This is a genomic window from Kitasatospora sp. NPDC093102 (genome assembly GCF_040683915.1).
Classification (GTDB): Bacteria; Actinomycetota; Actinomycetes; order Streptomycetales; family Streptomycetaceae; genus Kitasatospora.
This window is the reverse complement of sequence record NZ_JBFBFA010000007.1, coordinates 275,381-297,649: the sequence shown is the minus strand read 5'-3', so window position 1 is coordinate 297,649 and position 22,269 is coordinate 275,381. Positions and strand designations below refer to the sequence as shown.

23 protein-coding genes are annotated in these 22,269 nt (G+C 73.7%); 18 read left to right on the top strand and 5 right to left on the bottom strand.

All coding sequences use genetic code 11. The features are described 5' to 3' along the window. The first annotated feature begins 53 nt into the window (after positions 1 to 53). The 10 genes from tatA to AB0O11_RS13535 all read left to right on the top strand — a co-directional run bounded on the left by tatA (position 54) and on the right by AB0O11_RS13535 (position 9,964). Positions 54 to 359 (top strand): Sec-independent protein translocase subunit TatA, encoded by a 306-nt coding sequence (tatA, locus tag AB0O11_RS13580; RefSeq protein WP_363385382.1) that lies wholly within the window; start codon positions 54 to 56, stop codon positions 357 to 359. 112 nt (positions 360 to 471) lie between these two features. Further along, a complete protein-coding gene (gene tatC / locus AB0O11_RS13575) occupies positions 472 to 1,413 on the top strand; it encodes a twin-arginine translocase subunit TatC (protein WP_363385380.1) in 942 nt (313 codons plus the stop codon). 160 nt (positions 1,414 to 1,573) lie between these two features. Beyond that, on the top strand, positions 1,574 to 2,734 hold the full coding sequence (locus tag AB0O11_RS13570; RefSeq protein WP_363385377.1) for an FAD-dependent oxidoreductase: 1,161 nt from the start codon (positions 1,574 to 1,576) through the stop codon (positions 2,732 to 2,734). 61 nt (positions 2,735 to 2,795) lie between these two features. Beyond that, positions 2,796 to 3,113 carry a (2Fe-2S)-binding protein gene (locus AB0O11_RS13565; RefSeq protein WP_224284890.1) on the top strand — a complete coding sequence of 106 codons (318 nt, stop codon included), beginning with the start codon at positions 2,796 to 2,798 and terminating at the stop codon, positions 3,111 to 3,113. Then, complete coding sequence (locus AB0O11_RS13560; protein ID WP_363385374.1) at positions 3,094 to 4,509, top strand: NAD(P)/FAD-dependent oxidoreductase; 1,416 nt, start codon at positions 3,094 to 3,096, stop codon at positions 4,507 to 4,509. The genes AB0O11_RS13565 and AB0O11_RS13560 overlap by 20 nt, the downstream gene beginning before the upstream one ends. Before the next feature lie 86 nt (positions 4,510 to 4,595). Further along, entirely contained in the window at positions 4,596 to 5,504 is a 909-nt protein-coding gene (locus tag AB0O11_RS13555) for a dihydrodipicolinate synthase family protein (protein WP_363385372.1), read from the top strand. A 93-nt stretch (positions 5,505 to 5,597) separates the two neighbouring features. Then, the gene (locus AB0O11_RS13550) at positions 5,598 to 6,602 is read left to right on the top strand and encodes a proline racemase family protein (protein ID WP_363385369.1); all 1,005 of its coding nucleotides are present in this window, start codon (positions 5,598 to 5,600) and stop codon (positions 6,600 to 6,602) included. Positions 6,603 to 6,651: 49 nt separating this feature from the next. Then, a complete protein-coding gene (locus AB0O11_RS13545; protein WP_363385367.1) occupies positions 6,652 to 8,007 on the top strand; it encodes an aldehyde dehydrogenase family protein in 1,356 nt (451 codons plus the stop codon). Beyond that, positions 8,007 to 9,035, top strand: coding sequence for a proline racemase family protein (locus AB0O11_RS13540; protein ID WP_363385364.1), 1,029 nt, complete (start codon positions 8,007 to 8,009; stop codon positions 9,033 to 9,035). Before AB0O11_RS13545 ends, AB0O11_RS13540 begins: the two co-directional genes overlap by 1 nt. After that, positions 9,032 to 9,964, top strand: coding sequence for an ornithine cyclodeaminase family protein (locus tag AB0O11_RS13535; RefSeq protein WP_363385362.1), 933 nt, complete (start codon positions 9,032 to 9,034; stop codon positions 9,962 to 9,964). Before AB0O11_RS13540 ends, AB0O11_RS13535 begins: the two co-directional genes overlap by 4 nt. Positions 9,965 to 10,023: 59 nt before the next feature. Here the strand turns inward: AB0O11_RS13535 and AB0O11_RS13530 are convergent, their stop codons facing one another. Further along, positions 10,024 to 10,353, bottom strand: a complete 330-nt coding sequence (locus AB0O11_RS13530) for a hypothetical protein (RefSeq protein ID WP_363385360.1) — start codon at positions 10,351 to 10,353, stop codon at positions 10,024 to 10,026. A gap of 114 nt (positions 10,354 to 10,467) precedes the next feature. Further along, the gene (locus AB0O11_RS13525) at positions 10,468 to 11,085 is read right to left on the bottom strand and encodes a TetR/AcrR family transcriptional regulator (RefSeq protein ID WP_363385358.1); all 618 of its coding nucleotides are present in this window, start codon (positions 11,083 to 11,085) and stop codon (positions 10,468 to 10,470) included. A 106-nt stretch (positions 11,086 to 11,191) separates the two neighbouring features. Between AB0O11_RS13525 and AB0O11_RS13520 the strand changes: the two genes are divergently transcribed. The 3 genes from AB0O11_RS13520 (at position 11,192) to AB0O11_RS13510 (ending at position 13,669) form a co-directional block, all read left to right on the top strand. Beyond that, positions 11,192 to 12,073, top strand: coding sequence for an NAD(P)-binding domain-containing protein (locus tag AB0O11_RS13520; protein WP_363385356.1), 882 nt, complete (start codon positions 11,192 to 11,194; stop codon positions 12,071 to 12,073). A 178-nt stretch (positions 12,074 to 12,251) separates the two neighbouring features. Continuing rightward, complete coding sequence (locus AB0O11_RS13515) at positions 12,252 to 12,962, top strand: GntR family transcriptional regulator (protein ID WP_224282146.1); 711 nt, start codon at positions 12,252 to 12,254, stop codon at positions 12,960 to 12,962. Between the two features lie 110 nt (positions 12,963 to 13,072). After that, a complete protein-coding gene (locus tag AB0O11_RS13510; RefSeq protein ID WP_363385354.1) occupies positions 13,073 to 13,669 on the top strand; it encodes a Uma2 family endonuclease in 597 nt (198 codons plus the stop codon). A gap of 1 nt (position 13,670) precedes the next feature. On the opposite strand, the gene AB0O11_RS13505 is transcribed toward AB0O11_RS13510, so the two are convergent. Further along, on the bottom strand, positions 13,671 to 14,354 hold the full coding sequence (locus AB0O11_RS13505) for an ABC transporter ATP-binding protein (RefSeq protein WP_363385351.1): 684 nt from the start codon (positions 14,352 to 14,354) through the stop codon (positions 13,671 to 13,673). Further along, positions 14,351 to 15,424 (bottom strand): ABC transporter permease, encoded by a 1,074-nt coding sequence (locus tag AB0O11_RS13500; RefSeq protein ID WP_363385349.1) that lies wholly within the window; start codon positions 15,422 to 15,424, stop codon positions 14,351 to 14,353. The genes AB0O11_RS13505 and AB0O11_RS13500 overlap by 4 nt, the downstream gene beginning before the upstream one ends. 164 nt (positions 15,425 to 15,588) lie before the next feature. On the opposite strand from AB0O11_RS13500, the gene AB0O11_RS13495 reads away from it, so the two are divergent. The 4 genes from AB0O11_RS13495 (at position 15,589) to AB0O11_RS13480 (ending at position 18,887) form a co-directional block, all read left to right on the top strand. After that, positions 15,589 to 16,794, top strand: coding sequence for a sensor histidine kinase (locus AB0O11_RS13495; RefSeq protein WP_363385346.1), 1,206 nt, complete (start codon positions 15,589 to 15,591; stop codon positions 16,792 to 16,794). After that, positions 16,791 to 17,417 (top strand): response regulator transcription factor, encoded by a 627-nt coding sequence (locus AB0O11_RS13490; protein ID WP_363385343.1) that lies wholly within the window; start codon positions 16,791 to 16,793, stop codon positions 17,415 to 17,417. The genes AB0O11_RS13495 and AB0O11_RS13490 overlap by 4 nt, the downstream gene beginning before the upstream one ends. Before the next feature lie 66 nt (positions 17,418 to 17,483). After that, positions 17,484 to 18,506 (top strand): nitronate monooxygenase, encoded by a 1,023-nt coding sequence (locus AB0O11_RS13485; protein WP_363385340.1) that lies wholly within the window; start codon positions 17,484 to 17,486, stop codon positions 18,504 to 18,506. Positions 18,507 to 18,557: 51 nt separating this feature from the next. Then, positions 18,558 to 18,887 carry an XRE family transcriptional regulator gene (locus AB0O11_RS13480; protein ID WP_363385337.1) on the top strand — a complete coding sequence of 110 codons (330 nt, stop codon included), beginning with the start codon at positions 18,558 to 18,560 and terminating at the stop codon, positions 18,885 to 18,887. Positions 18,888 to 18,903: 16 nt separating this feature from the next. Here AB0O11_RS13480 and AB0O11_RS13475 read toward each other — a convergent pair whose 3' ends face one another. Then, a complete protein-coding gene (locus AB0O11_RS13475) occupies positions 18,904 to 20,355 on the bottom strand; it encodes an aminopeptidase P family protein (protein WP_363385334.1) in 1,452 nt (483 codons plus the stop codon). A 161-nt stretch (positions 20,356 to 20,516) separates the two neighbouring features. On the opposite strand from AB0O11_RS13475, the gene AB0O11_RS13470 reads away from it, so the two are divergent. Further along, positions 20,517 to 22,265, top strand: coding sequence for an ABC transporter substrate-binding protein (locus tag AB0O11_RS13470; RefSeq protein ID WP_363385332.1), 1,749 nt, complete (start codon positions 20,517 to 20,519; stop codon positions 22,263 to 22,265). Positions 22,266 to 22,269: the final 4 nt, after the last annotated feature.

The following is a 22,269-nucleotide window of genomic DNA, read 5'->3' as shown; positions in this document are numbered from 1 at the left end:
TACCATCCGCAGCGGACGGCCCGTCGGGCCGCCATGACTGAAGGTGGTCGCGCATGCGCATCTCGATGACCGCGATCGTGGTGATCGTGGTTCTCGCCATCGTGCTGTTCGGAGCCAAGCGGCTGCCGGACCTGGCGCGCTCGCTGGGCAAGTCGATGCGGATCCTCAAGAGCGAGGCCCAGGCGATGCGTTCGGACGGCGAGCCCGAGCAGCCGGCCCGGCCCGCTCCGGCGCCGGCCCCGGTGGACGGCACCGCGGGCAGGACCATCCAGGCCGCTCCGGGCGCTTCGGCCACGGCCCGTCCGGTGAACGAGCCCGCCGCCGGGGCCTCCGCGCCCGACGGCGACCGTCCGCACTGAGCGCGGCGCACGTGACGCACCTGACGCGCGCCGCGCACACGACGTGCGCGACGCACGCGACCACGGAGGCCCGTCGACCGGCGGGCCCCGACGCACGAGTTGAGGACCGGGGTTGAGCAAGCTCTCCAAGGCGTCGAAGGCGCCAAAGGATCCTGAGGGGCGGATGGCCCTCGCCGACCACCTGCGGGAACTGCGCAACCGCGTGGTCAAGTCGGTCCTGGCGATCGTGCTGATCACCATCGTGGCGCTGGTGTACCACAAGCAGCTCGAAACCCTCCTGCTGAAGCCGCTGCCGCAGTGCACCACGGAGACCGCGGCCCAGTACCACGGCAAGTGCGCGCAGGTCTCCACGATCGGTCTGACCTCGGGTTTCACCTGGATGCTCAAGGTGGCGCTGACGGCCGGCGTGGTCGGCGCGGTGCCGATCTGGCTGTGGCAGGTGTGGGCGTTCGTGGCGCCCGGTCTGCACCGGCACGAGAAGAAGTACACCGTCATCTTCATGGCGTGCGGGGCGCCGCTGTTCCTGGCCGGTGTCGGCTGCGCCTTCCTGGTGCTGCCGACCACGATCGAGGTGTTGATCTCGTTCACCCCGAACGACACCACGCCGATCCTGCCGCCGGACGACTACTTCGACATCGCCACCCGGATGGTGCTGGTCTTCGGCCTCGCCTTCGAGTTCCCGCTGCTGCTCGTGATGATGAACCTGGTCGGCATGGTCAGCGGCAAGCGGCTGCTCGGCTGGTGGCGCGGCATGATCATGGCCATCACGGTGTTCGCGGCCTTCGCCACGCCGAGCGCCGACCCGTTGAGCATGCTCGCGCTGGCCGCGCCGATCTGGGCGCTGTACTTCATCGCCGTGGCCATCGCGCTGATCAGCGACAAGCGCAAGGCGCGCCGCAACCCGGACGCCGGGCTGGACGACGAGGAGGCCTCGCAGCTGGACCTCTCGGTGCAGCCGGTGGCCGGTGCGGAGACCGTCCAGGCCTCGGCGGCCCCGGCGGCCGGTGCGGCGGTGCCGGCGTCCCACCGCGAGGAGATGGACGACATCACCTGAGCCGGTAGGCCCTGAGGAGCCCCGGTCCGCCGCTGCCGAGCGGTGGGCCGGGGCTTTTCGCTGCCGGCGTTCCGTCCTGTGACCCGCTCGTCGGCCGGTTTTCCACCGGTTTCGACGGGTCGGTCTTGGCAGGGTAGATGGCATGTGACATATTACTGGCGTGCTGAAGACCGAGAGACCTCCCCTGGACGTCGTCGTGGTCGGCGCCGGAGTGGTCGGCGCCGCCTGCGCCTACTACGCCGCCCGCGCCGGGCTCGCCGTCGCCGTCGTCGACCGCGGGCCGGTGGCCGGCGGCACCACCGGCGCGGGCGAGGGCAACCTGCTGGTCTCCGACAAGGAGCCCGGCCCCGAACTCGACCTCGCCCTGCTCAGCACCCGGCTCTGGCGCGAACTCGCCGACCGGCTCGGCGCAGCGATCGAGTACGAGCCCAAGGGCGGCGTGGTGGTCGCCTCCACCCCCGCCGGGCAGGAGGCGCTGCGCGCCTTCGCCGCCGAACAGCGCTCCGTCGGGGTCGAGGCCGAGGAGGTGCCCGGCGACCGGTTGCGCGAGCTGGAGCCGCACCTCGCCGAGGGACTGGCCGGAGGCTTCCACTACCCGCAGGACGCCCAGGTCCAGCCCGCCCTCGCCGCCGCCCACCTGCTGCGCGAGGCGCGCCGGATGGGTGCCGAGCTGATCACCGGGGAGAGCGTCACCGCCATCGACCGGGGGCCGGACGGCGCCGTGCGCGGCGTGCGGACCGACCGGCGGAGCCTGGCCGCCCCCGCCGTGGTGAACGCGGCCGGCACCTGGGGCGGCGAGATCGCCGCACTGGCCGGAGTCCACCTGCCGGTGCTGCCCCGGCGTGGCTTCGTGCTGGTCACCGAGCCGCTGCCGCGGGTCGTGCGGCACAAGGTCTACGCCGCCGACTACGTGGCCAACGTGGCCAGCGGCTCGGCCGGGCTGGAGACCTCCGCGGTGATCGAGGGCACCCCGGGCGGGCCGGTGCTGATCGGCGCCAGCCGGGAGCGGGTCGGCTTCGACCGCACCCTCTCCCAGGAGGTGCTGAGCCGGCTGGCGAGCCAGGCCGCGGCGCTGTTCCCGGTGCTCGCCGGCGTCACCGTGATGCGCACCTACCGGGGCTTCCGCCCGTACCTGCCGGACCACCTGCCGGCCATCGGCGCGGACCCCCGGGTGCCCGGGCTGTACCACGCCTGCGGGCACGAGGGGGCCGGCATCGGGCTGGCCCCGGCGACCGGACTGCTGATCAGCGAGCAGCTCACCGGCAAGCAGCCGGAGCAGGACCTCGCGCCGTTCCGCGCGGACCGCTTCCCGGCTGCGTGAGCGCCCGTACCGGAACGCCTTCCGGACACTTCCTGGACCCGTGAGATTGGAGAGGCCGCCGATGAGCCGCCGCACCCCCGCCGGGCTGGTCGAGGCCGAGCCCGGGCCCGCCCACCACATCGAGTTCGACGGGCGGCCCGTCCCCGCGCTGCCCGGTCAGTCGATCGCCGCCGCGCTCTGGGCCGACGGCGTGCTCGCCTGGCGCACCACCCGGGTCGGCGGCAAGCCGCGCGGCGCGTTCTGTGGCATCGGCGCCTGCTTCGACTGCCTGGCGACCGTGGACGGCCGCCCCAACCAGCGCACCTGCCTGCTCCCCGCCGAGCCCGGCACCACCGTCACCACCCAGGAGGGCCACGGCCGTGCCGACCTCGCCGTCTGAACCCCTCGACACCTTTCCGTACGACCTCGTGGTGGTCGGCGCGGGCCCGGCCGGGCTCGCCGCCGCCGTGACCGCCGCGGACCTCGGGCTGCGCTGCGCCCTGCTGGACGGCGGGCAGAGCACCGGCGGGCAGTACTACCGCCACCCGGCGCCCGGCCTCGGCGCGGCCCGGCCGGACCGGCTGCATCACCACTGGTCCGCCTACACCGGGGCGGCCGACCGGCTCGCCGCGCACGAGCGCGCCGGGCGGGCCGTCTTCCGGGCCGGGCACCAGGTCTGGGCGCTGGAGCGCACCGAGGACGGTTACGCGGTGCACGTCACCCGTGGGCCGGAGAGCACCGACCGGGCCACCGTCCGGTCCCGGTCGGTGCTGCTCGCCACCGGCGCGTACGAGCGGCAGCTGCCGTTCCCCGGCTGGACCCTGCCCGGGGTGGTCACCGCGGGCGGTGCCCAGGCGATGCTCAAGGCCGGGCTGGTGCTGCCCGGCAAGCGGATCGTGGTGGCCGGCAGCGGCCCGCTGCTGCTCGCGGCAGCCTCCTCGCTGGTCACCGCCGGGGCCGAGGTGCCTGCGGTGGTCGAGGCCACCGCCTACCTCGGGTACGTCCGGCGCCCCGGCGTGCTGGCGGGCGTCCCCGGCAAGCTGGTCGAGGGCGCGGGGCACGGCAGCGCGCTGCTGCGGCACGGGGTGCGGCTGCGCCCGCGCAGCGCGGTGGTCGAGGCGCACGGGACGGACCGGGTCACCGGCGTCACCGTGGCCCGGCTGGACGCCGACTGGCGACCGGTGGCCGGCACCGAGCGGCGGATCGACTGCGACGCGCTCGCGGTCGGCCACGGCCTGCTGCCGCAGATCGACCTGGCCACCGAGCTGGGCGCGCGGACCCTCACCGGGCCGGACGGCGCGGTCGCGCTGGAGGTCGACGCCCGGCTGCGCACCAGCGTGCCCGGCCTCTGGTCGGCGGGCGAGACCAACGGCGTCGGCGGCGCGGACCTGGCGCTCGCCGAGGGCGAGCTGGCCGCGCACGCGGTGGCCGGGGCGCGGCCGCGCGCCGCGCTGCTGCGCCGCCGCGCGCGGCTGCGGGCCTTCGCCGACCTGATGGCCGCCGCCCACCGGCCCGGCCCCGGCTGGACCGGCTGGCTGCGCCCGGACACCGACGTCTGCCGGTGCGAGGAGGTGCCGGTCGCGGCGATCCGGGAGGCCGTCGACGAGCTGGGCGCGGGCGATCCGCGCACCGTCAAGCTGCTCACCCGGGCCGGCATGGGCTGGTGTCAGGGCCGGATGTGCGGTCCGGCCGTGGCCTGCCTGGCCGGGTCGGGTGAGCCCGGGCCGGACCGGCGGCCGCTGGGCTGCCCGGTGCCGCTCTCCCAGCTGGCGGCGGGGCCGACCCCGGAGGCGTAACGAGCCCGTCGTCGAACGGCGGGCCGGGGACCTTGTCTCCGGCCCGCCCCCTCTAATAAAATGTCACACCTCATCAAGGAGCTCACGTGTCCATCACCCAGCACGACACCACCCGCCCCTGGCGCGGCATCATGGTCGCCACCACGCTGCCGCTGCGCCCGGACCACTCCGTCGACTACGACGCCTACGCCGAGCACGTCCGCTGGCTGATCGACTCCGGCTGCGAGGGCGTCGTCCCCAACGGCTCGCTGGGCGAGTACCAGACGCTCACCGCCGAGGAGCGCGCCAAGGTCGTCGAGGTCGCCATCGAGGCGGCCGGCGACGGCTCCCGGGTCATGCCGGGCGTGGCCGCCTACGGCAGCGCCGAGTCCCGCCGCTGGGCCGAGCAGGCCGCCGAGGCCGGCGCCGGCTCCGTCCTGCTGCTGCCGCCGAACGCCTACCGGGCCGACCATGCCTCGGTGCGCGCCCACTACGCCGAGGTCGCCAAGGCGGGACTGCCGATCGTGGCGTACAACAACCCGATCGACACCAAGGTCGACCTCGTCCCCGCGCTGCTCGCCCAGCTGCACGCCGAGGGCTCGATCGTCGCGGTCAAGGAGTTCAGCGGCGACGTCCGCCGGGCGTACGAGATCGCCGAGCTGGCCCCCGGGCTGGACCTGCTGATCGGCGCCGACGACGTGCTGCTGGAGCTGGCGCTCGCGGGCGCGGTGGGCTGGATCGCCGGCTACCCGAACGCCCTGCCGGCCGCCTCGGTGGCGCTCTACGACGCCGCCGTCTCCAAGGACCTGGAGAACGCGCTGCCGCTCTACAAGTCGCTGCACTCGCTGCTGCGCTGGGACTCCAAGACCGAGTTCGTCCAGGCCATCAAGCTGTCCATGGACATCGCCGGCCGCCCCGGCGGCCCGGTGCGGGCCCCGCGCCTGCCGCTCACCCCGGAGATCGAGGCGGCCGTGCGTGCGGCCACCGAGAAGGCGCTGGCCGACGGCCTCGTCTGAATTCCTGTCCGATTTCGGGTCTCCCGGCCGGCTGCGGCGGCAGCCGGCCCGGCCCACACCCAACCATCCGAACCTGTACGGGAGTTGTGACCCATGCGCAGCCGCCACGTGTTTCACGCCGTCGACTCGCACACCGAGGGCATGCCGACCCGGGTGATCACCGGCGGCTTCGGCGTCATCCCCGGCGCCACCATGGCCGAGCGCCGGGTGCACTTCCAGCAGCACCTGGACCAGTTCCGCACCCTGCTGATGTACGAGCCGCGCGGCCACGCGGCGATGAGCGGTGCCATCCTCCAGCCGCCGACCCGGCCGGACGCCGACTTCGGCGTGCTCTACATCGAGGTCACCGGACTGCTGCCGATGTGCGGGCACGGAACCATCGGGGTCGCCACCGTGCTGGTCGAGACCGGGATGGTGCCGGTGGTCGAGCCCGTCACCACCGTACGGCTGGACACCCCGGCCGGGCTGGTGGTCGCCGAGGTGCAGGTCGAGGACGGCGCCGCCAAGGCGGTGACCATCCGCAACGTGCCCTCCTACTCGGTCGCCCTGGACCGCAAGATCGAGGTGCCCGGCTACGGCACGGTCAGCTACGACCTCGCGTACGGCGGCAACTTCTACGCCATCCTGCCGCTCGCCGAGTTCGGGCTGCCCTTCGAGCGCGAGCGCAAGCAGGAGATCCTGGACGCCGGCCTGGCCATGATGGACGCGATCAACGCGAGCCCGGACCGGCCGGTGCACCCGGAGAACCCGTCCATCCACAGCTGCCACCACGTCCAGCTGCTCGCCCCCGGCTCCACCGCCGAGCACTCCCGGCACGCGATGGCCATCCACCCCGGCTGGTTCGACCGCTCGCCCTGCGGCACCGGCACCTCGGCGCGGATGGCCCAGCTGCACGCGCGCGGCGAACTGCCCCTCGGGCGGGACTTCCGCAACGACTCCTTCATCGGGACCACCTTCATCGGGCGCCTGGTCGAGGAGACCGAGGTGGCCGGGCGGCCCGCCGTGGTGCCCACCGTCACCGGGCGGGCCTGGATCACCGGCACCGCCCAGTACTTCCTCGACCCGAGCGACCCGTTCCCGGCGGGCTTCCTGCTCTGACCTTCCGTACCTCCTTCGTTCTCGTACCTCCCTCGAAGGGCTGCTGGCTGTGACCATCACCTCGTACAACCCCGCCGACCCGGACGACCTCGTGGTCGCCGTCGAGGAGCCCGGCGCCGAGACCGTGCGGGCCGCCGTCGGGCGGGCCCGGGCGGCGCAGCGCGACTGGCTCGCCGCCGGGGCGGGCGCCCGGTCGGCGGCGCTCGGCCGGATCGCGGACGCCGTCGAGGCACACGCCCACGAGCTGGCCGCGCTGATCGTGCGCGAGGTCGGCAAGCCGCTGGCCGAGGCGCTCGGCGAGGTCGCCCGCACGGCGGCGATCTGGCGCTACTACGCGCAGGCGCCGTACGCGCCCTCCGGGGCGGTGCACGAGACCGCCGCCGGGCCCGGCCTGCTGCTCACCCGGCGCCGCCCGTACGGGGTGGCCGGGCTGATCGCGCCGTGGAACTTCCCGCTGGCGATCCCGACCTGGAAGGCCGCGCCGGCCCTCGCCGTCGGCAACGCGGTGGTGCTCAAGCCGGCGCCCGAGGCGACGGCCTGCGCGCTGCGGCTGGCGGAGCTGGCCGGGCTGCCCGAGGACGTGTTCACGGTGCTGCCCGGTGGGGCGGAGGAGGGTGAGGCGCTGGTCGGCGCGGTGGACGTGGTCTCCTTCACCGGCTCGACCGGCGTCGGCCGGGCCGTGGTGCGGGCCGCGACCGAGCGCGGAGTGCCGGTGCAGGCCGAACTCGGCGGGCTGAACGCCGCGCTGGTGCTGCCGGACGCCGACATCGCGCAGGCCGCCGGGCACATCGCCGCGGCCATCGCCGGGTACGCCGGGCAGAAGTGCACCGCCACCAGCCGGGTGATCGCGGTCGGCGCCGCGTACGAGCCGCTGCGCGAGGCGCTGGTCAAGGCGCTGGCGGCGGTCGACGACGCGGTCTGCGGGCCGGTGATCAACGCCGCCGCCCGGGAGCGGCTGACCGGCGCCGTCTCCTCGGCCGTCGAGTCCGGGGCCGTCGTCCTGGCGGGCGGCGGGGTCCCCGAGCGGGCCGGCTGGTACGTCGAGCCGACCCTGCTCGCCGAGGTGCCGGCCGAACACCCTCTGGCACGCGAGGAGTTCTTCGGCCCGATCGCGGTGCTGCACGCCGCGGCCGACCTGGACGAGGCCATCGCGCTCGCCAACGACACCCCGCACAGCCTCTCCACCTCGGTGCACACCCGCAGCCTGGACGTGGCGCTGGCCGCCGCCGACCGGCTGGACGCGGGCATGATCCGGGTCAACGCCCCGTCCAGCGGCGTCGACTTCCACCTGCCCTTCGGCGGGGCCAAGGGCGCCAGCCACGGCGACCGCGAACAGGGCCAGGCGGCCCTGGACTTCTACACCGTCAGCCGGACGGTCAGCGTGCTGCCGGTCGGAGGTGCCTGATGCACGTGCGTACCGTCGACTACCACACGGCCGGTGAGCCGTTCCGGATCGTGCTGGACGGCGTGCCCGCGATCCCCGGCGACAGCGTCGCCGAGCGCCGGGCGATCGTGATCGGCGCGGGCGGCACGGCCACCGCGCCCCGCCCGTCCGAGCTGGACACCGTCCGGCAGCTGCTCACCCGCGAGCCGCGCGGCCACGCCGGCATGTACGGCGGCTTCCTGGTGCCGCCGGACGACGACGAGGCGCACCTCGGCGTGCTGTTCTGGCACAAGGACGGCTACTCGACGGCCTGCGGGCACGGCACCATCGCGCTCGGTGCCTGGGCGGTCGACTCCGGGCTGGTGGCGGCCCCCGAGGACGGCGTGGCCCGGGTGCGGATCGACGTGCCCTCCGGCCGGGTCACCGCGCTGGTGCACCGCTCCGGCGGCCGGACCACCGGGGTCACCTTCCGCAACGTGCCCAGCCGGGTGACCGCCCTGAAGCTGCCGGTGGAGACCTCGCGCGGCACCGTGGAGGTCGCGGTGGCGCACTCCGGCGCCTGCTACGCCTCGGTGCCGGCGGCGGCCCTCGGGCTCGCCGTGGAACCGGGACAGCTGGCCGAACTCACCGCCGTGGGGCGTGAGATCAGGGCGGCGCTGGCCGGTGAGCCGGCCGTCGCGCACCCGACGGACGCCCGGCTGTCCGGGGTGTACGGGGTCATCCTGTACGACGAGCTGCCCTCGGCCGACGGGGTGCTGAACCAGCGGAACGTCACCGTCTTCGCGGACGGCCAGATCGACCGCTCGCCCTGCGGCTCCGGCACCTCCGCCCGGCTCGCCGTGCTCGCCGCCGAGGGCCGGCTGGCCCCGGGCGAGCCGCTGCGCCACGAGTCGATCATCGGCACGGTCTTCACCGGCCGGGTCCTCGCGGGCGGCGACGCGCTGGGGGAGGGCGTGGTCACCGAGGTGACCGGCACCGCACACCGCACCGGCGAGCACGGCTTCGTGCTGGAGCCGGGCGACGAGCTGGGAACGGGGTTCCTGCTGTGAGTCCAACCGCAACGCCCGGCGCGGCTGTTGTGCCGCTCCAGTACGCCGTGGCGGGCACCGGCGGGGTCGGGCCCGCCGGTGCGGTGGGGGCGATCGAGCGGGTGCTGCTGGACGGGTTCGACCCGGAAGCGGCACCCGCCCGGTCGGCTGTGCCGGTACCTGCCGGCGAGCTGCTGATGATGCCGGCCGCCGCCGGGCCGTACGCCGGCGTGAAGATCGCCGGGGTCGCGCCCGCCAACCCGGAGCGAGGCCTGCCCCGGATCACCGGCAGCTACCTGCTGCTGGACGGGCCCACCCTGCAACCGCTCGCCGTACTGGACGGCGCCGCGCTCACCGCGCTGCGCACGCCCGCCGTCACCGCGGCCGCGCTGCGGCGGCTGGCGGTGCCGGAGGCCGAGCACCTGGTGCTGTTCGGCTCGGGGCCGCAGGCGTACGGGCACCTGGACGCCCTGCTCGCCGTCCGGCCGCTGCGCCGGCTCACCGTGGTGGCGCGCAACGCCGAACGGGCGGAGGCGCTGGCGGCGTACGGGCGGGAGCTCGGGCTGACGGCCGAGGTCGGCGGGCCGAAGGCGGTCCGCGAGGCGGACCTGGTGGTCTGCTGCACCACCGCGCGCACGCCGCTGTTCGACGGTGCGCTGGTGCCCGCGCACGCCGCGGTGGCGGCGGTCGGCTCGCACGAGCCGGATGCGCGGGAGGTGGACGAGCTGCTGGTCCAGCGGGCCGAGCTGTACGTGGAGGCGCGCACGGTCGCGGCCCGGGAGGCCGGGGACCTGCTGATGGCGGGCGTGGCCGGGCGGCAGCTGTGGAACCTCGCCGAGCTGGTGCGCGGCGACGCGCTGGTGCCGGACGGGCGGCCGCGGTTCTTCAAGAGCGTCGGGATGGCCTGGCAGGACCTGGCCGTCGCGGCGGAGGTGTACCGGCAGCAGTAGCCGCCCGGTCGCCGTCCCGGCGCCGTCCTGGGGCCGTCCCGGTGCTGCCCGGTCGTCGTTCAGTCGCCGAGGAAGGCGAGCCAACTGCCCGGGGTGGCGGCGCAGTTGGCGAGCAGGTTGCGCAGGTCGCGGACGGCCGCCCGCTGCTCCTCGGTGGTGCAGCGGGCGAGCAGGGCGGTGGCCTCCTCGAAGGCGGCGCCCGCGTCCTGCTGGTTGAACAGGGTGTCGCCGTACGGGTCGATCCGGCCGAGCCGATGGCGCGCCGGATCGGTGTGCAGGGCCAGGGCGGTGGTGAGGGCCTCGCCGTGGCTCGAAAGGTGCAGCATCCTGGGGCTGGTGCGGCGGCCGCTGTTCGGGCGGCCGTCGTACAGCGCCATGTCGATGGACAAGTCCGTTACTCCTGGCCGTGGTTGGGAGTTGTGAAACCGGAGCCGGCGCAGCGGGAAGGGATCCCCCGCTGCGCCGGCTCCTCACGTTGTCCGGCGGCGGTCGGGCTCCGCGGGTCAGGCCTGGTCGCCGGCGTAGCCGGTGAGCAGGCGGGACAGGTGATTGCCGGCGACCAGCAGTGGCTGTTCGCTGCGGGCGATCTGGGCGGCGAGCTCGGCGCCCTCCAGGGCGCTGATCACGGTGCCGGCCAGCTCGAGGGCGTCCTCCTCGCCGATGCCGGCGGCGAGCAGCCGCTCCGTCACGATGGCCCGCCAGTGGGCGAAGGCCTCGGCCACCGCCTCCTCGATCACCGGCACCCGGCCGACCGTCTCCAGGGCGGTGCTGGTGATCGGACAGCCGTCCTGCCAGTCGGACGCGCGCAGTTCCTCGGCGAGCAGCCGGGTGCAGGCGGTCATCGCGTCGCCCAGGTCCGGTGAGGAGCCGAGCGAGGTGCGCAGCATGACGGCGAACTCCTCGTCCCCGTGCCGGATCGCCTCGGCGGCCAGCTCCTGCTTGCCGCCCGGGAAGAAGTGGTAGACGGAGCCGAGGGTGGCCTCGGCCTCGCGGGAGATCTGCTTGATCCCGGTGCCCTCGTACCCCTGGCGTTGCAGCAGCCGGGAGGTGGCCCGGACGATCCGCTCGCGGGTACCGGGCTTCGCCTCGGCCTTTGCGGAGGTCTTCTCGGGCGTCTTCACGTCGCGATCCTAGCCGAATTTCTGAGTAGAGCGTTCGTTCCAATCCTGTGCTAGCGTCGGCTCGGCGCTCTAGTTAGAGCGTTCGTTCCAGAGGAGGGGAAGACGCATGTCCGTTGAGCAGCAGTCGAAGCGATCCGTGACGGTGATCGGGCTCGGCCCGATGGGGCAGGCCATGGCCGGGGCGTACCTGGACGCCGGGTACGCCGTCACGGTGTGGAACCGCACGGCCGCGCGGGCCGGCGGGCTCGTCGCCCGGGGAGCGCAGGCCGCGCCCAGCGCGGAGGCGGCGGTGGCGGCGAACGAGCTCGTGGTGCTCAGCCTCACCGACTACGACGCGGTGTTCGAGGTGCTGGAATCGGTCGCGCCGGCGCTGAAGGGGAAGGTGATCGTGAACCTCAGCTCGGACACCCCCGAGCGGGCCCGCGAAGCCGCGCGTCGGCTGGCCGGCCACGGCGCCGGGCACCTCACCGGTGGGGTGCAGGTGCCGCCCTCGGGCATCGGCAGCCCCGAGTCGTCCACCTTCTACAGCGGCCCGGTCGAGCTGTTCCGGCGGCACCGGGCGGCCCTGGAGGTTCTCACCGGGGTCGACTACCGGGGTGACGACCCCGGGCTGGCGCAGCTGTACTACCAGATCCAGATGGACCTGTTCTGGTCCTCGATGGTCGGCTACCTGCACGCCACGGCGATCGCCGAGGCCAACGGCATCTCGGCGGAGGAGTTCCTGCCGTACCTGAGCTCGACCGCCGCCTCGATGTCCGGCTTCCAGGCGTTCTACGCACCGCGGATCGCGGCCGGGAACCACCGCGGGGACGTCGACCGGATGGTGATGGCGCTGGCGAGCATCGAGCACGTCCGGCACACCGCGGAGGACTCCGGGGTGGACGGCGCCCTGCCGGCCGTCCTGGCGGAGGCGGTCCGGCGGGGCGTGGACGCCGGTCACGGCGCTGACAGTCTGAGCGCGCTGGTGGGCCGGTTCCGGCAGGCGTAGCCCTCTGTGGGAACCGGAAGATCGTGTGCCGTCGGCCGTTGTCACGGCCGACGGCCGCTGTCACCATGGCTTTCGCAGCCCCGGGGTGGCGTGGCGGGTGCGGGAATCAGCGGCTGTTGCATACGCAACGTAACGTGACATTGTACGCTGGTGTTCTGCATCCACCCGGAGGAACACCATGGCCGACCTCAAATCCCGCACCCTGATCTCCGTACAGGAGCGGCTTCGCGACCAGGTCGCCCACGCTCTCCGGGCGGCCCTGATCTCCGGCGAACTGCGTCCCGGCGTGGTCTACTCCGCGCCCGCGCTCGCCGCCGACTTCGGCGTCTCCGCGACCCCGGTCCGCGAGGCCATGCTCGACCTCGCCCGCGAGGGCCTGGTCGAGGCCGTCCGCAACAAGGGGTTCCGGGTCACCGAGCTCACCGACCGCGACCTCGACGACTACACCGAGATCCGCGCCCTGATCGAGGTCCCGACCGTCGGCCGGGTGGCCCGCACCGCCACCAAGGAGCAACTGGAGCGGCTGCGCCCGCAGGCCGAGGCGATCGTCGCGGCGGCCCGCAAGCACGACCTGATCGGCTACCTGGAGGCCGACCGCCAGTTCCACCTGGACCTGCTGGGTCTGGCCGGCAACGCGCGGCTGGTCGAGGTGGTCGGCGACCTGCGCAAGCGCTCGCGGCTGTACGGCCTCAACCGGCTCGACGAGCGCGGCGAGCTGGTCTCCTCCGCGCAGGAGCACCTGGAGCTGCTGGACCTGCTGCTCGCCGGCGACGCGGCGGCGGCCGAGGCCTGCATGACCCGCCACCTCAGCCACGTCCGCTCCCTCTGGGCCGACGACGAGAAGCCCGCCGAGCCGGAGCCCTCGGCCCTGCGTCTGCGGTCCCGGTAGGGGCTGGCGGGAGCCAAACCGCTCGTTCGGGTGAAGAGTGATGATCGGACGACGGAGGGTGCCCGAGCTCTACGATGATGGTCTCGACATCGGCAGTCAGGAGGAATTCCATGTCCGCCGCAGCAGTGGAAGAGCCCATGGAGCAGCCGACGCTGCTCGAAGCCGCTGAGCTGATCTCCGAACAGTTCCCTGGCTACCGGGTCGAGATCATCGGGAGCCAGATCACCGTGACGCCGCCGCCTAATCTCAAGCACGGTCGATCGATCAAGAGGTTTGACCGCCTGTTCGAAGCGGCGGGTCTGGATGGCGGAGAAACCGAAGTCTTTCAGGGCATCGGCATCTGGTTGCCGAACGGTCCGTGCGACTTTGCCGTGCCAGACCTGGTGGTCGTCGACGCCGAAAGTGATGACCGGATTCTTGAACACGGTTGCTACGACCCGGCGGTCTTCCGTCTTGTGCTGGAAGTGACGTCGTCGAACCACTTGGTCGACCTGAAGATCAAGCCGACGCTGTACGCGGAGGCAGGGGTGCCCGTCTACGTCATCGTGGACCGGACGAACCAGCGCGTGATGGTGCTGACCGACCCCAAGGACGGCGAGTACCGGGTGCACGCCGTCCACCACCCCGGGCAGTCCTTCACACTGCCGGAGTCGATCGGTGCGTCGGTGACGCTCTCGGTGGACGACGTGCTGACGGCCAAGAAGTAGGTCAGACCGCCGACGCGGGCAGCGTCAGCTTCCCGTCGTGGACCTCGGCGATCTGGTCGACCGCCGTCAGGTGGGTGCGGTCGTGGGTGACCAGGACGGTGGCGGTCGCCCGGCGGTGGGTGAGGTCGGTGATCAGGTCGAGGACGGCGGCGCCGCGCTCGTGGTCGAGGGCGCTGGTGGGCTCGTCCACCAGCAGGACGGTGGGGTCGTTCATCAGGGCGCGGGCGATGTTGACCCGCTGGCGCTGGCCGCCGGAGAGCTGGTGCGGGCGGCGGGCGGCCTGGTCGCGCAGGCCGACGGCGTCCAGGAGCTCCAGGGCACGGGGGAGGGCGGTGCGCGGGGAGCGGCCGTCGAGGTGGGCCATCACCTGCAACTGCTCCACGGCGGTGAGCGAGGGCAGCAGGTTGGCCTGCTGGAAGACGATGCCGATCCTGGTACGGCGCAGTTCCGTGAGTTCCGCCCGGCCGAGGCCCGTGGTGTCGGTGCCGTCGATGATCACCTGCCCGGAGTCCGGGGTGATCAGGGTGGCGGCCACCGCCAGCAGACTGGACTTGCCGGAGCCGGAGGGGCCGACGACGGCGGTGAGCGAGCCCTTGGGGACGGTCAGCGAGACCTCGTCCAGGGCGGTGAGCCGGCTGTCGCCGTCCGGGTAGGTGAGGGTGATGCGGTCGAGGGTCAAACTCATCGGGCGCTCCCCAGAGCGGTCAGCGGGTCGACGGAGGTGATCCGGCGGATGGACAGGGCCGCGCCGATCGCGCCGAGGGCGATCATGACGGCGGCGGGCAGGAGGACGGTCGGGGCGTCCAGGACGAAGGGCACGGCGGAGCCGATCAGCGAGCCGAAGCCGGCCGCGATCGCGGTCCCGACGAGGGTGCCGAGCAGCAGCAGCAGGACGGCCTGGCCGAGGGCGTCGCGCAGCAGGTAGCGGGTGGAGGCGCCGAGGGCCTTGAGGACGGCGATGTCGCCGCTGCGCTGGATCGTCCAGACCGTGAAGAACGCGCCGATCACCAGGGCCGAGATGGCGAACAGGAAGCCGCGCATCAGCTGGAGGGAGCCGTTCTCCGAGGTGTAGGAGCCGATCGCGGCGAGCGCGTCGTCGCGGGTCCGGGTCTCGGTGCCGTGGCGGGCGTCGGCGGCGGCCAGGTCGGCGCCCTTCGCGGTGAGGGCGATGACGGTGGCGTGGCCGGCGCCGCCGGGGGCGAACTGCTGCCAGTCGCCGAGGCTGGTCCAGATCACCGGGGTGTGGCTGTACGCGGCGTCGCCCTCGACGGCCGCGACCCGCAGCGGGTGCCCGGCCAGGGTGAACTCGGCGCCCGGGGCGAGGCCGCCCAGGTTCTCGGCGGCGGTCTTGGACAGCACCGCCTGGCCGGGGGCGATCCGGCTGCCCTGCGGGGCGAGCCCGGAGCCCTCGGGGACGCCGAAGGCGGAGAGCGCGGCGGTGCGCTGGCCGGCGGCGGCCTTGGTGGTGGTGATGCCCAGCGGCTGGGCGGAGGTGACGCCGGGCTCGCGGGCCCAGGCCTGCCACTGCTCCGGGGTGACCTGGGAGTCGGTGAAGGAGAGCTTCTGCCCGTCCGCCGGCTTGCCGAAGACCAGGTGGTCGGCGGGCAGGCCGGTGATCGCGGAGATGTTCTGCCGGCCGAGCCCGGCGGTCAGCCCGGACAGCAGGCCGACCAGTACGGTGATCAGCACGATGACGGTTCCCATCAGGGCGAACCGCCCCTTGGCGAACCTCAGGTCCCTCCAGGCGACGAACACGGTGGGCCTCTCTCTGCACAGGTGTTTTCCGACGCTTCCACCGTCGTTGATCCGGGGGCCCGGAGGCATCGAGCCGGGGATTGCATCCTGGGCATCAAAGGGAAGACGCCGAGTTCAACCTTTTGATTGATGCCGGACCGACGGTGCGGACTTAGGCTGGACGGATGGCGACCGAACGATCCAGAACCACCCCCGTCGCCCGCGTCCTCCAGGTCTGCCTGCACCTGCTCGTGGCGGGCCTGCTCGCGCTCGCCGTCGCCCGGGCCGTCTTCGTCGACCACGGGGGCGATCCGGCCGCCGTGGCCGCCGCGGCCACCGCGATGGCCGCCGTCTACACCGTCGGGCCGCAGCTGGCCGCGGTGCGCCGCTCGCGCCGGGCGGCCGGGCTCTGGCTGGCGCTGCTCGGCGTCACCTGGGCGGGCGTGCTGATCGCCACCCAGGACGGGGTCTGGCTGGCGTTCCCGCTGTACTTCCTGGAGCTGCACCTGCTGGGGCGGCGCGCCGGGCTGGTTGCCGTCGGGCTGACCGCCGCCGCGTCGATCGCCGCGTGGTCCTGGCACCAGCACAGCTTCAGCTTCGCCGCCTCGATCGGGCCCGCGCTCGGCGCGGCCGTCGCCACCGCCACCGTGCTCGGATACCAGGCGCTGTACCGGGAGAGCGAGGAGCGCCGCCGGCTGATCGACGAGCTGACCGCCGCCCGCGCCGACCTCGCCGCCGCGCACCACGCGGCCGGGGTGCTGGCCGAGCGCGAGCGGCTCGCCCGGGAGATCCACGACACCCTCGCGCAGAGCCTCAGCTCCATCCAGCTGCTGCTGCGGGCGGCCCAGCGGGCCCTGCCGGAGCGCACCGAGGCCGCCGCAGGGTACGTCGAGCAGGCGCGGCAGGCCGCCCAGGACAACCTGGACGAGGCCCGGAGGTTCGTCCGGGCGCTCACGCCGCCCGCGCTGGACGGCGATCCGCTGCCGGTCGCGCTGGAGCGGCTGTGCGCGACGACGACGGCGCACGGCACGCTGCCCGTCCACCTGCACGTCTCCGGCGACCCGGTCCGGCTGCCGGCCGCGCAGGAGGTCGCGCTGCTGCGGATCGCGCAGTCGGCGCTCGGCAACACCGTCCGGCACGCGGGGGCCTCGCGGGCCGAGGTGACACTCAGCTACATGGAGGGTGAGGTGGCACTGGACGTGTACGACGACGGGGCCGGGTTCGACCCGGCGGCGGTCGCCGGCCGCACCAGCGGGGACGGCGGGTTCGGGCTGCCCTCGATGCGGGCCCGGGCCCGGGCGCTCGGCGGCAGCTTCACGGTGGAGTCGGCGCCGGGGGAGGGGACGACGGTGGCGGTGCAGCTGCCGGTCACCCCGGAGGCCGGCTCGTGATCCGGCTGCTCATCGCGGACGACCACCCGGTGGTGCGGGCCGGGCTGCGGGCGGTGCTGGAGTGCGAGCCGGACTTCGCCATCGTGGCGGAGGCGGCCACCGCCGAGCGGGCCGTCGAGCTGGCCGCGGAGCCGGGCGTGGACGTGGTGCTGATGGACCTCCAGTTCGGGCCGGGGTCGGCGATGAACGGGGCGCAGGCCACCGCGGAGATCACCGCCCGGGCGGGCGCGCCGCGGGTGCTGGTGGTCACCACGTACGACACCGACGCGGACACCCTGCCGGCCCTGGAGGCGGGCGCCACCGGCTACCTGCTGAAGGACGCGCCGCCGGAGGAGCTGGCGCAGGCCGTACGGGCGGCCGCGGCCGGGCGCAGCGCGCTGGCGCCCAGCGTGGCGGACCGGCTGCTGGAGCGGATGCGGACGCCGGCGGTGGCGCTCAGCGCCCGGGAGACCGAGGTGCTGGGGCTGGTCGCGGACGGGCTGACCAACCAGCAGATCAGCCAGCGGCTGCACCTGAGCCAGGCCACGGTGAAGTCCCATCTGGTGCACATCTACACCAAGTTGGAGGTGGACTCGCGCACGGCGGCGGTGCGCGAGGCGCGGCGGCGGGGGCTGATCCGCTGAGCGTAGGGTGGGGAGCGGTCCGTACCCGCAGCAGTGTCCCCGTGCCCGCAGTGTGAGGAGACCCCGATGGCCGTCCGACTCGACGAACTCGCCGTACCGGTGATCGGCGCCCCGATGGCGGGCGGGCCCTCGACGCCCGGGCTGGCGGTGGCGGTGAGCCGGGCCGGCGGGCTGGGGTTCCTGGCCGCCGGGATGAAGACCGCCTCCGGGATGTCCGACCAGATCGCCGCCGTACGGAAGGCGACCGACCGGCCGTACGGGGTGAACCTCTTCGTGCCGGGCCCGCCCGGGGACGGTGCGGCCGTCGCGGCGTACCGGGAGCGGCTGCGGCCCGAGGCCGAGCAGTGGGGCGTGACGCTGCCGGAGGTGATCGGGCCGGACCGGGACGACTGGGAGGCCAAGCTCGCGGCCCTGCTCGCGGACCCGGTGCCGGTGGTGTCGTACACCTTCGGGCTGCCGACGGCCGAGGAGGCGGCGGCGCTGCGGGCGGTCGGCACGACGCAGGTCGGCACCGTCACCACGCCGGAGGAGGCACTGGCCGCGGAGGCCGTCGGGATGGACGCGCTGTGCGTGCAGGGCCCGGAGGCGGGCGGCCACCGGGGCACCCACCGGGTGGCGGACGAACCGGGGGAGCTGCCGCTGCTCGAACTGCTGCCCGCCGTGCGGCAGGTGACGGCATTGCCGCTGGTCGCCGCAGGCGGGCTCGGTGACGGTGCGGCCGTCGCGGCGGCGCTGCGGGCGGGGGCGGTGGCGGTGCAGCTGGGCACGGCGCTGCTGCGGTCGGACGAGTCCGGCGCCCCGGCCGCGCACCGGGCGGCGCTCACCGAACTCCCGGAGACGGTCGTCACCCGCGCCTTCACCGGCCGCCCGGCCCGTGGCCTGCGCAACGCCTTCATCGACCGCCACGGCCCGTACGCCCCGCCCGTCTACCCCGAGGTCAACCACCTCACCGCGCCGCTGCGCGCCGCCGCCGCCCGCCGCGGCGACACCGGCGCCATGCACCTCTGGGCCGGCACCGCCCACCACCTGGCCCGTACGGGCCCGGCGGAGACGATCGTCACCGAGCTGTGGCGGGCGGCGCGGGGGTAGTGCGCCGGGGCAGGCAGATTACGTCGAGGAGCAACGGAACGGAGCACGCCGATGAAGGGACGTAGCTGGACCGAGGTGCGAGCCGAGGTCATGAAGCGCTTTCCCGAGCTGGTCACACCGGAGGCGGAAGCGAGGCGGGCACAGACCCGCCAGGAGATGCTCGCTCAGATTCGGGGGCATGAGCTTGCCGAGCTGAGGCGCAAGGCCGGGCTCACGCAGAAGCACGTGGCCGAGTTGCTGGGGGTGAGCCAGGCCCGGGTGTCGCAGATCGAGCACGGGCAGGTGGACAGCCTGGACAACCTCCGGGCGTACGCGGCCGCCATCGGCGGCGAGGTCGAGGTCACCGTCCGGCAGGGGGAGCGGACGATCAAGGTGGCTTGATCGTCCGCTCCCGTTCTCAGGCCAGCAGGTCGGCCATCCACGACTCGATGTCGGGGGCCGTCCTGGGCAGGGCGCCGGACATCAGGTGGGCGCCGTCGGCGGTGATGACCAGGTCGTCCTCGATGCGGATGCCGAGGCCGCGGAGTTCGGCGGGGAGGGTCTCGTCGTCGGGCTGGAGGTAGAGGCCGGGTTCGACGGTGAGGACCATGCCCTCCTCCAGGGTGCCGTCGAGGTAGCGGTCGGCGCGGGACTTGGCGCAGTCGTGGTAGTCGAGGCCGAGCATGTGGCCGCTGCCGCAGAGGGTGTAGCGGCGGTAGAGGCCGTTGTCCTCGGCGAGGGCCTCTTCGGCGGAGACGGGCAGGACGCCCCAGTCGGCGAGGCCCTCGGCGATGACCCGCATGGCGGCGCGGTGGAAGTCGCGGAACTGCGCGCCCGGGCGCAGGGCGGCGATGCCGGCGCTCTGGGCGGCGAGCACGAGGTCGTAGGCCTGGCGCTGGACCGGGGTGAAGGTGCCGCTGAGCGGGAGGGTGCGGGTGATGTCGGCGGCGTAGAGGGTGTCGGTCTCGACGCCGGCGTCCAGCAGCAGCAGGGAGTTCGGGTCGAGCGCGCCGTCGTTGCGGATCCAGTGCAGCACGCAGGCGTGGGCGCCGGAGGCGGCGATGGTGGTGTAGGAGGTGCCGTTGCCCTCGGCACGGGCACGCAGGTCGAAGACGCCCTCGATCCAGCGCTCGCCGCGGTGGTGGCGCAGTGCGGTGGGCAGGGCGCGGACGACGTCCTCGAAGCCGGTGACGGTGTGGTCGACGGCCAGCTGGAGCTGCCCGATCTCCCACTGGTCCTTCACCAGGCGCAACTCGGCGAGTACGGCGGCCAGTTCGCCGTCCCGGTGGTCCTCGGACGGCCGCCCGGCGGCCTCGTCGACCAGCGGGTCGGTGCCGGCCAGCACCCGGGTGGGCGGCTGCGGGCCGGTGAGCAGCTTGCCGAGGTCGTCGAGGTGCTCGGTGCGCACTCCGGTGAGCCGGGCCGCCTCGCCGAGGTCGGGCCGGGAGCCGACCCAGAACTCGCCGTAGCGGCGGTCGCGGTAGAACTCGCCGCCGTCGCGCGGGGAGCGCGGGCGCAGGTAGAGGATCGGCTCGTGGCCCTCGGGGCCGGCCGGTTCGAGGACCAGGACGTGGTCGGCCTGGTCCTCGCCGGTGAGGCCGGTGAGCCAGACGTACGCGCTGTGCGGGCGGAAGCGGTAGTCGAGGTCGTTGCAGCGGACCTTGAGCCGGCCGGCCGGGACGATCAGCCGCTCGCCGGGGAAGGCGGCGGAGAGCCGGGCGCGGCGGCCGGGGAAGCGGTCGTGGCCGGGGACGCGCCGGTCGGCGGGGAGCGGGGTCGCGGCCCAGCTGGTGGCCATGAACGAGGCGAGGGCGGGGGAGACCGGGAGGTCGTGGCTCCCGGTGTTGAGGCCGGTCGGGGGAAGGGTCACCGGTGAACTCCTTGGCGGGGCTGGGGAGATGCTGGCACGGACACAGCTCGGTAACGGGAGCCGTCACCTCTTGTGCAGTGCAATTTCACATTACTATGTTACGGGTCACACAGCGCAGCGGCCGGATCAGGCGGATCAGGCCCCCCACAGCGGAGTTGCACATGACCAGGCGCACCCACGCCGCCCTTGCGGCGGCCCTCGCGGCGACCCTCACCCTCGGCCTCGGGGCCTGCTCGAACGACAAGAGCGACAGCGGCAGCGACGCCGCTCCCTCCGACGGCAAGGGCCCGGGCGCGGCGTCCGGCTCGATCATCGGCGGCACCCCGGCCAAGGGCGGCACCCTCACCGTCCTGACCAACCAGGACTTCGCGCACCTCGACCCCGCCCGCAACTGGGTGGTGCCGCACATGGACTTCGGCACCCGGTTGATCTACCGGACCCTGACCACCTTCAAGTCCGAGCCGGGCGCGGCCGGCAGCGAGATCGTCCCGGACCTCGCCACCGACCTCGGCAAGTCCTCCGAGGGCGGCAAGGTGTGGACCTTCACCCTCAAGGACGGCCTCAAGTACGAGGACGGCACGCCGATCAAGTCCGCCGACATCAAGTACAACGTCGAGCGCTCCTTCTCCCCGGACCTCACCGGCGGCCCCGACTACGCGGCCCAGTACCTGGCGGGCGGCGAGAACTACAAGGGCCCGCTGGGCGGCGAGCACCTGGCGAGCATCGAGACCCCGGACGACAAGACCATCGTCTTCCACCTGAAGCGCCCGGTCGCCGAGTTCTCCGACACCGTCTCGCTGCCGACCTTCTCCCCGGTGCCGCAGTCCCAGGAGAAGGGCACCCAGTACGACTCCCGGCCGTTCTCCTCCGGCCCGTACAAGATCGAGACCTACGACCGCGGCAAGCAGCTGGTGCTGGTCCGCAACACCAACTGGGACCCGGCCACCGACACCGTCCGCAAGGCGTACCCGGACAGGGTCGTGGTCACCCAGGGCATCAAGGGCGGCCAGGCCGACGACCGGATCATCGCCAGCGACGGCGCCGACGCCAACGCCATCAACATGCCCTGGATGCAGCACGAGACCGTCGCCAAGGTGCTGCCCAAGCCCGACGTCAAGTCCCGCATGGTCGCCGAGGTGACCGGCTGTACCGACATGCTCTACCTGAACACCGCCAAGGCCCCCTTCGACGACCCGAAGGTGCGCGAGGCGATGATGTGGGCGGTCGACCGCGAGGCCCAGGTGACGGCCTTCGGCGGCCCCGCGGTGACCGACGCGGCGACCTCCTACCTGCCGCCCTCGCTGACCGGCGGCGTCAAGTCCGACCCGCTGAAGATCCCGGCCGCCGGTGACCCGGAGAAGGCCAAGGCGATGCTCAAGGACGCCGGCAAGAGCGACCTCAAGGTCGGGCTCACCGTCTCGACCGGCGACAAGACCCGTGCCGAGGCGATCCAGCAGTCGCTCTCCAAGGCCGGGGTTCAGGTCACCGTGAACACGGTCGACGCGTCCGCCTTCGCCGACACCGTCGGCGACATCAAGAACGCCCCCGAGCTGACCCTCAACGGCTGGTGCCCCGACTACCCCTCCGGTGCGACCTTCCTGCCGTTCGTCTTCGACGGCCGCACCATCAAGGAGAAGGGCAACCAGGGCAACTACAGCCAGTTCAAGGACCAGGCCACGATGGACCGGATGGACCAGATCGCGGCCATGCCGGACGTCAACGAGGCCAACAAGGCCTGGCAGCAGCTGGACGAGGACCTGATGAAGAAGGCCCCGGCCGTCCCGCTGCTGTGGGAGCGCCGTCCGCTGCTGGTCGGCACCAACGTGGCCGGCGCGTTCGGCAACGCGGGCTTCGCCGGCATGATCGACCTGGCCACCGTCGGCCTCAAGGACCCCGCCAAGGGCAAGTGAGGGA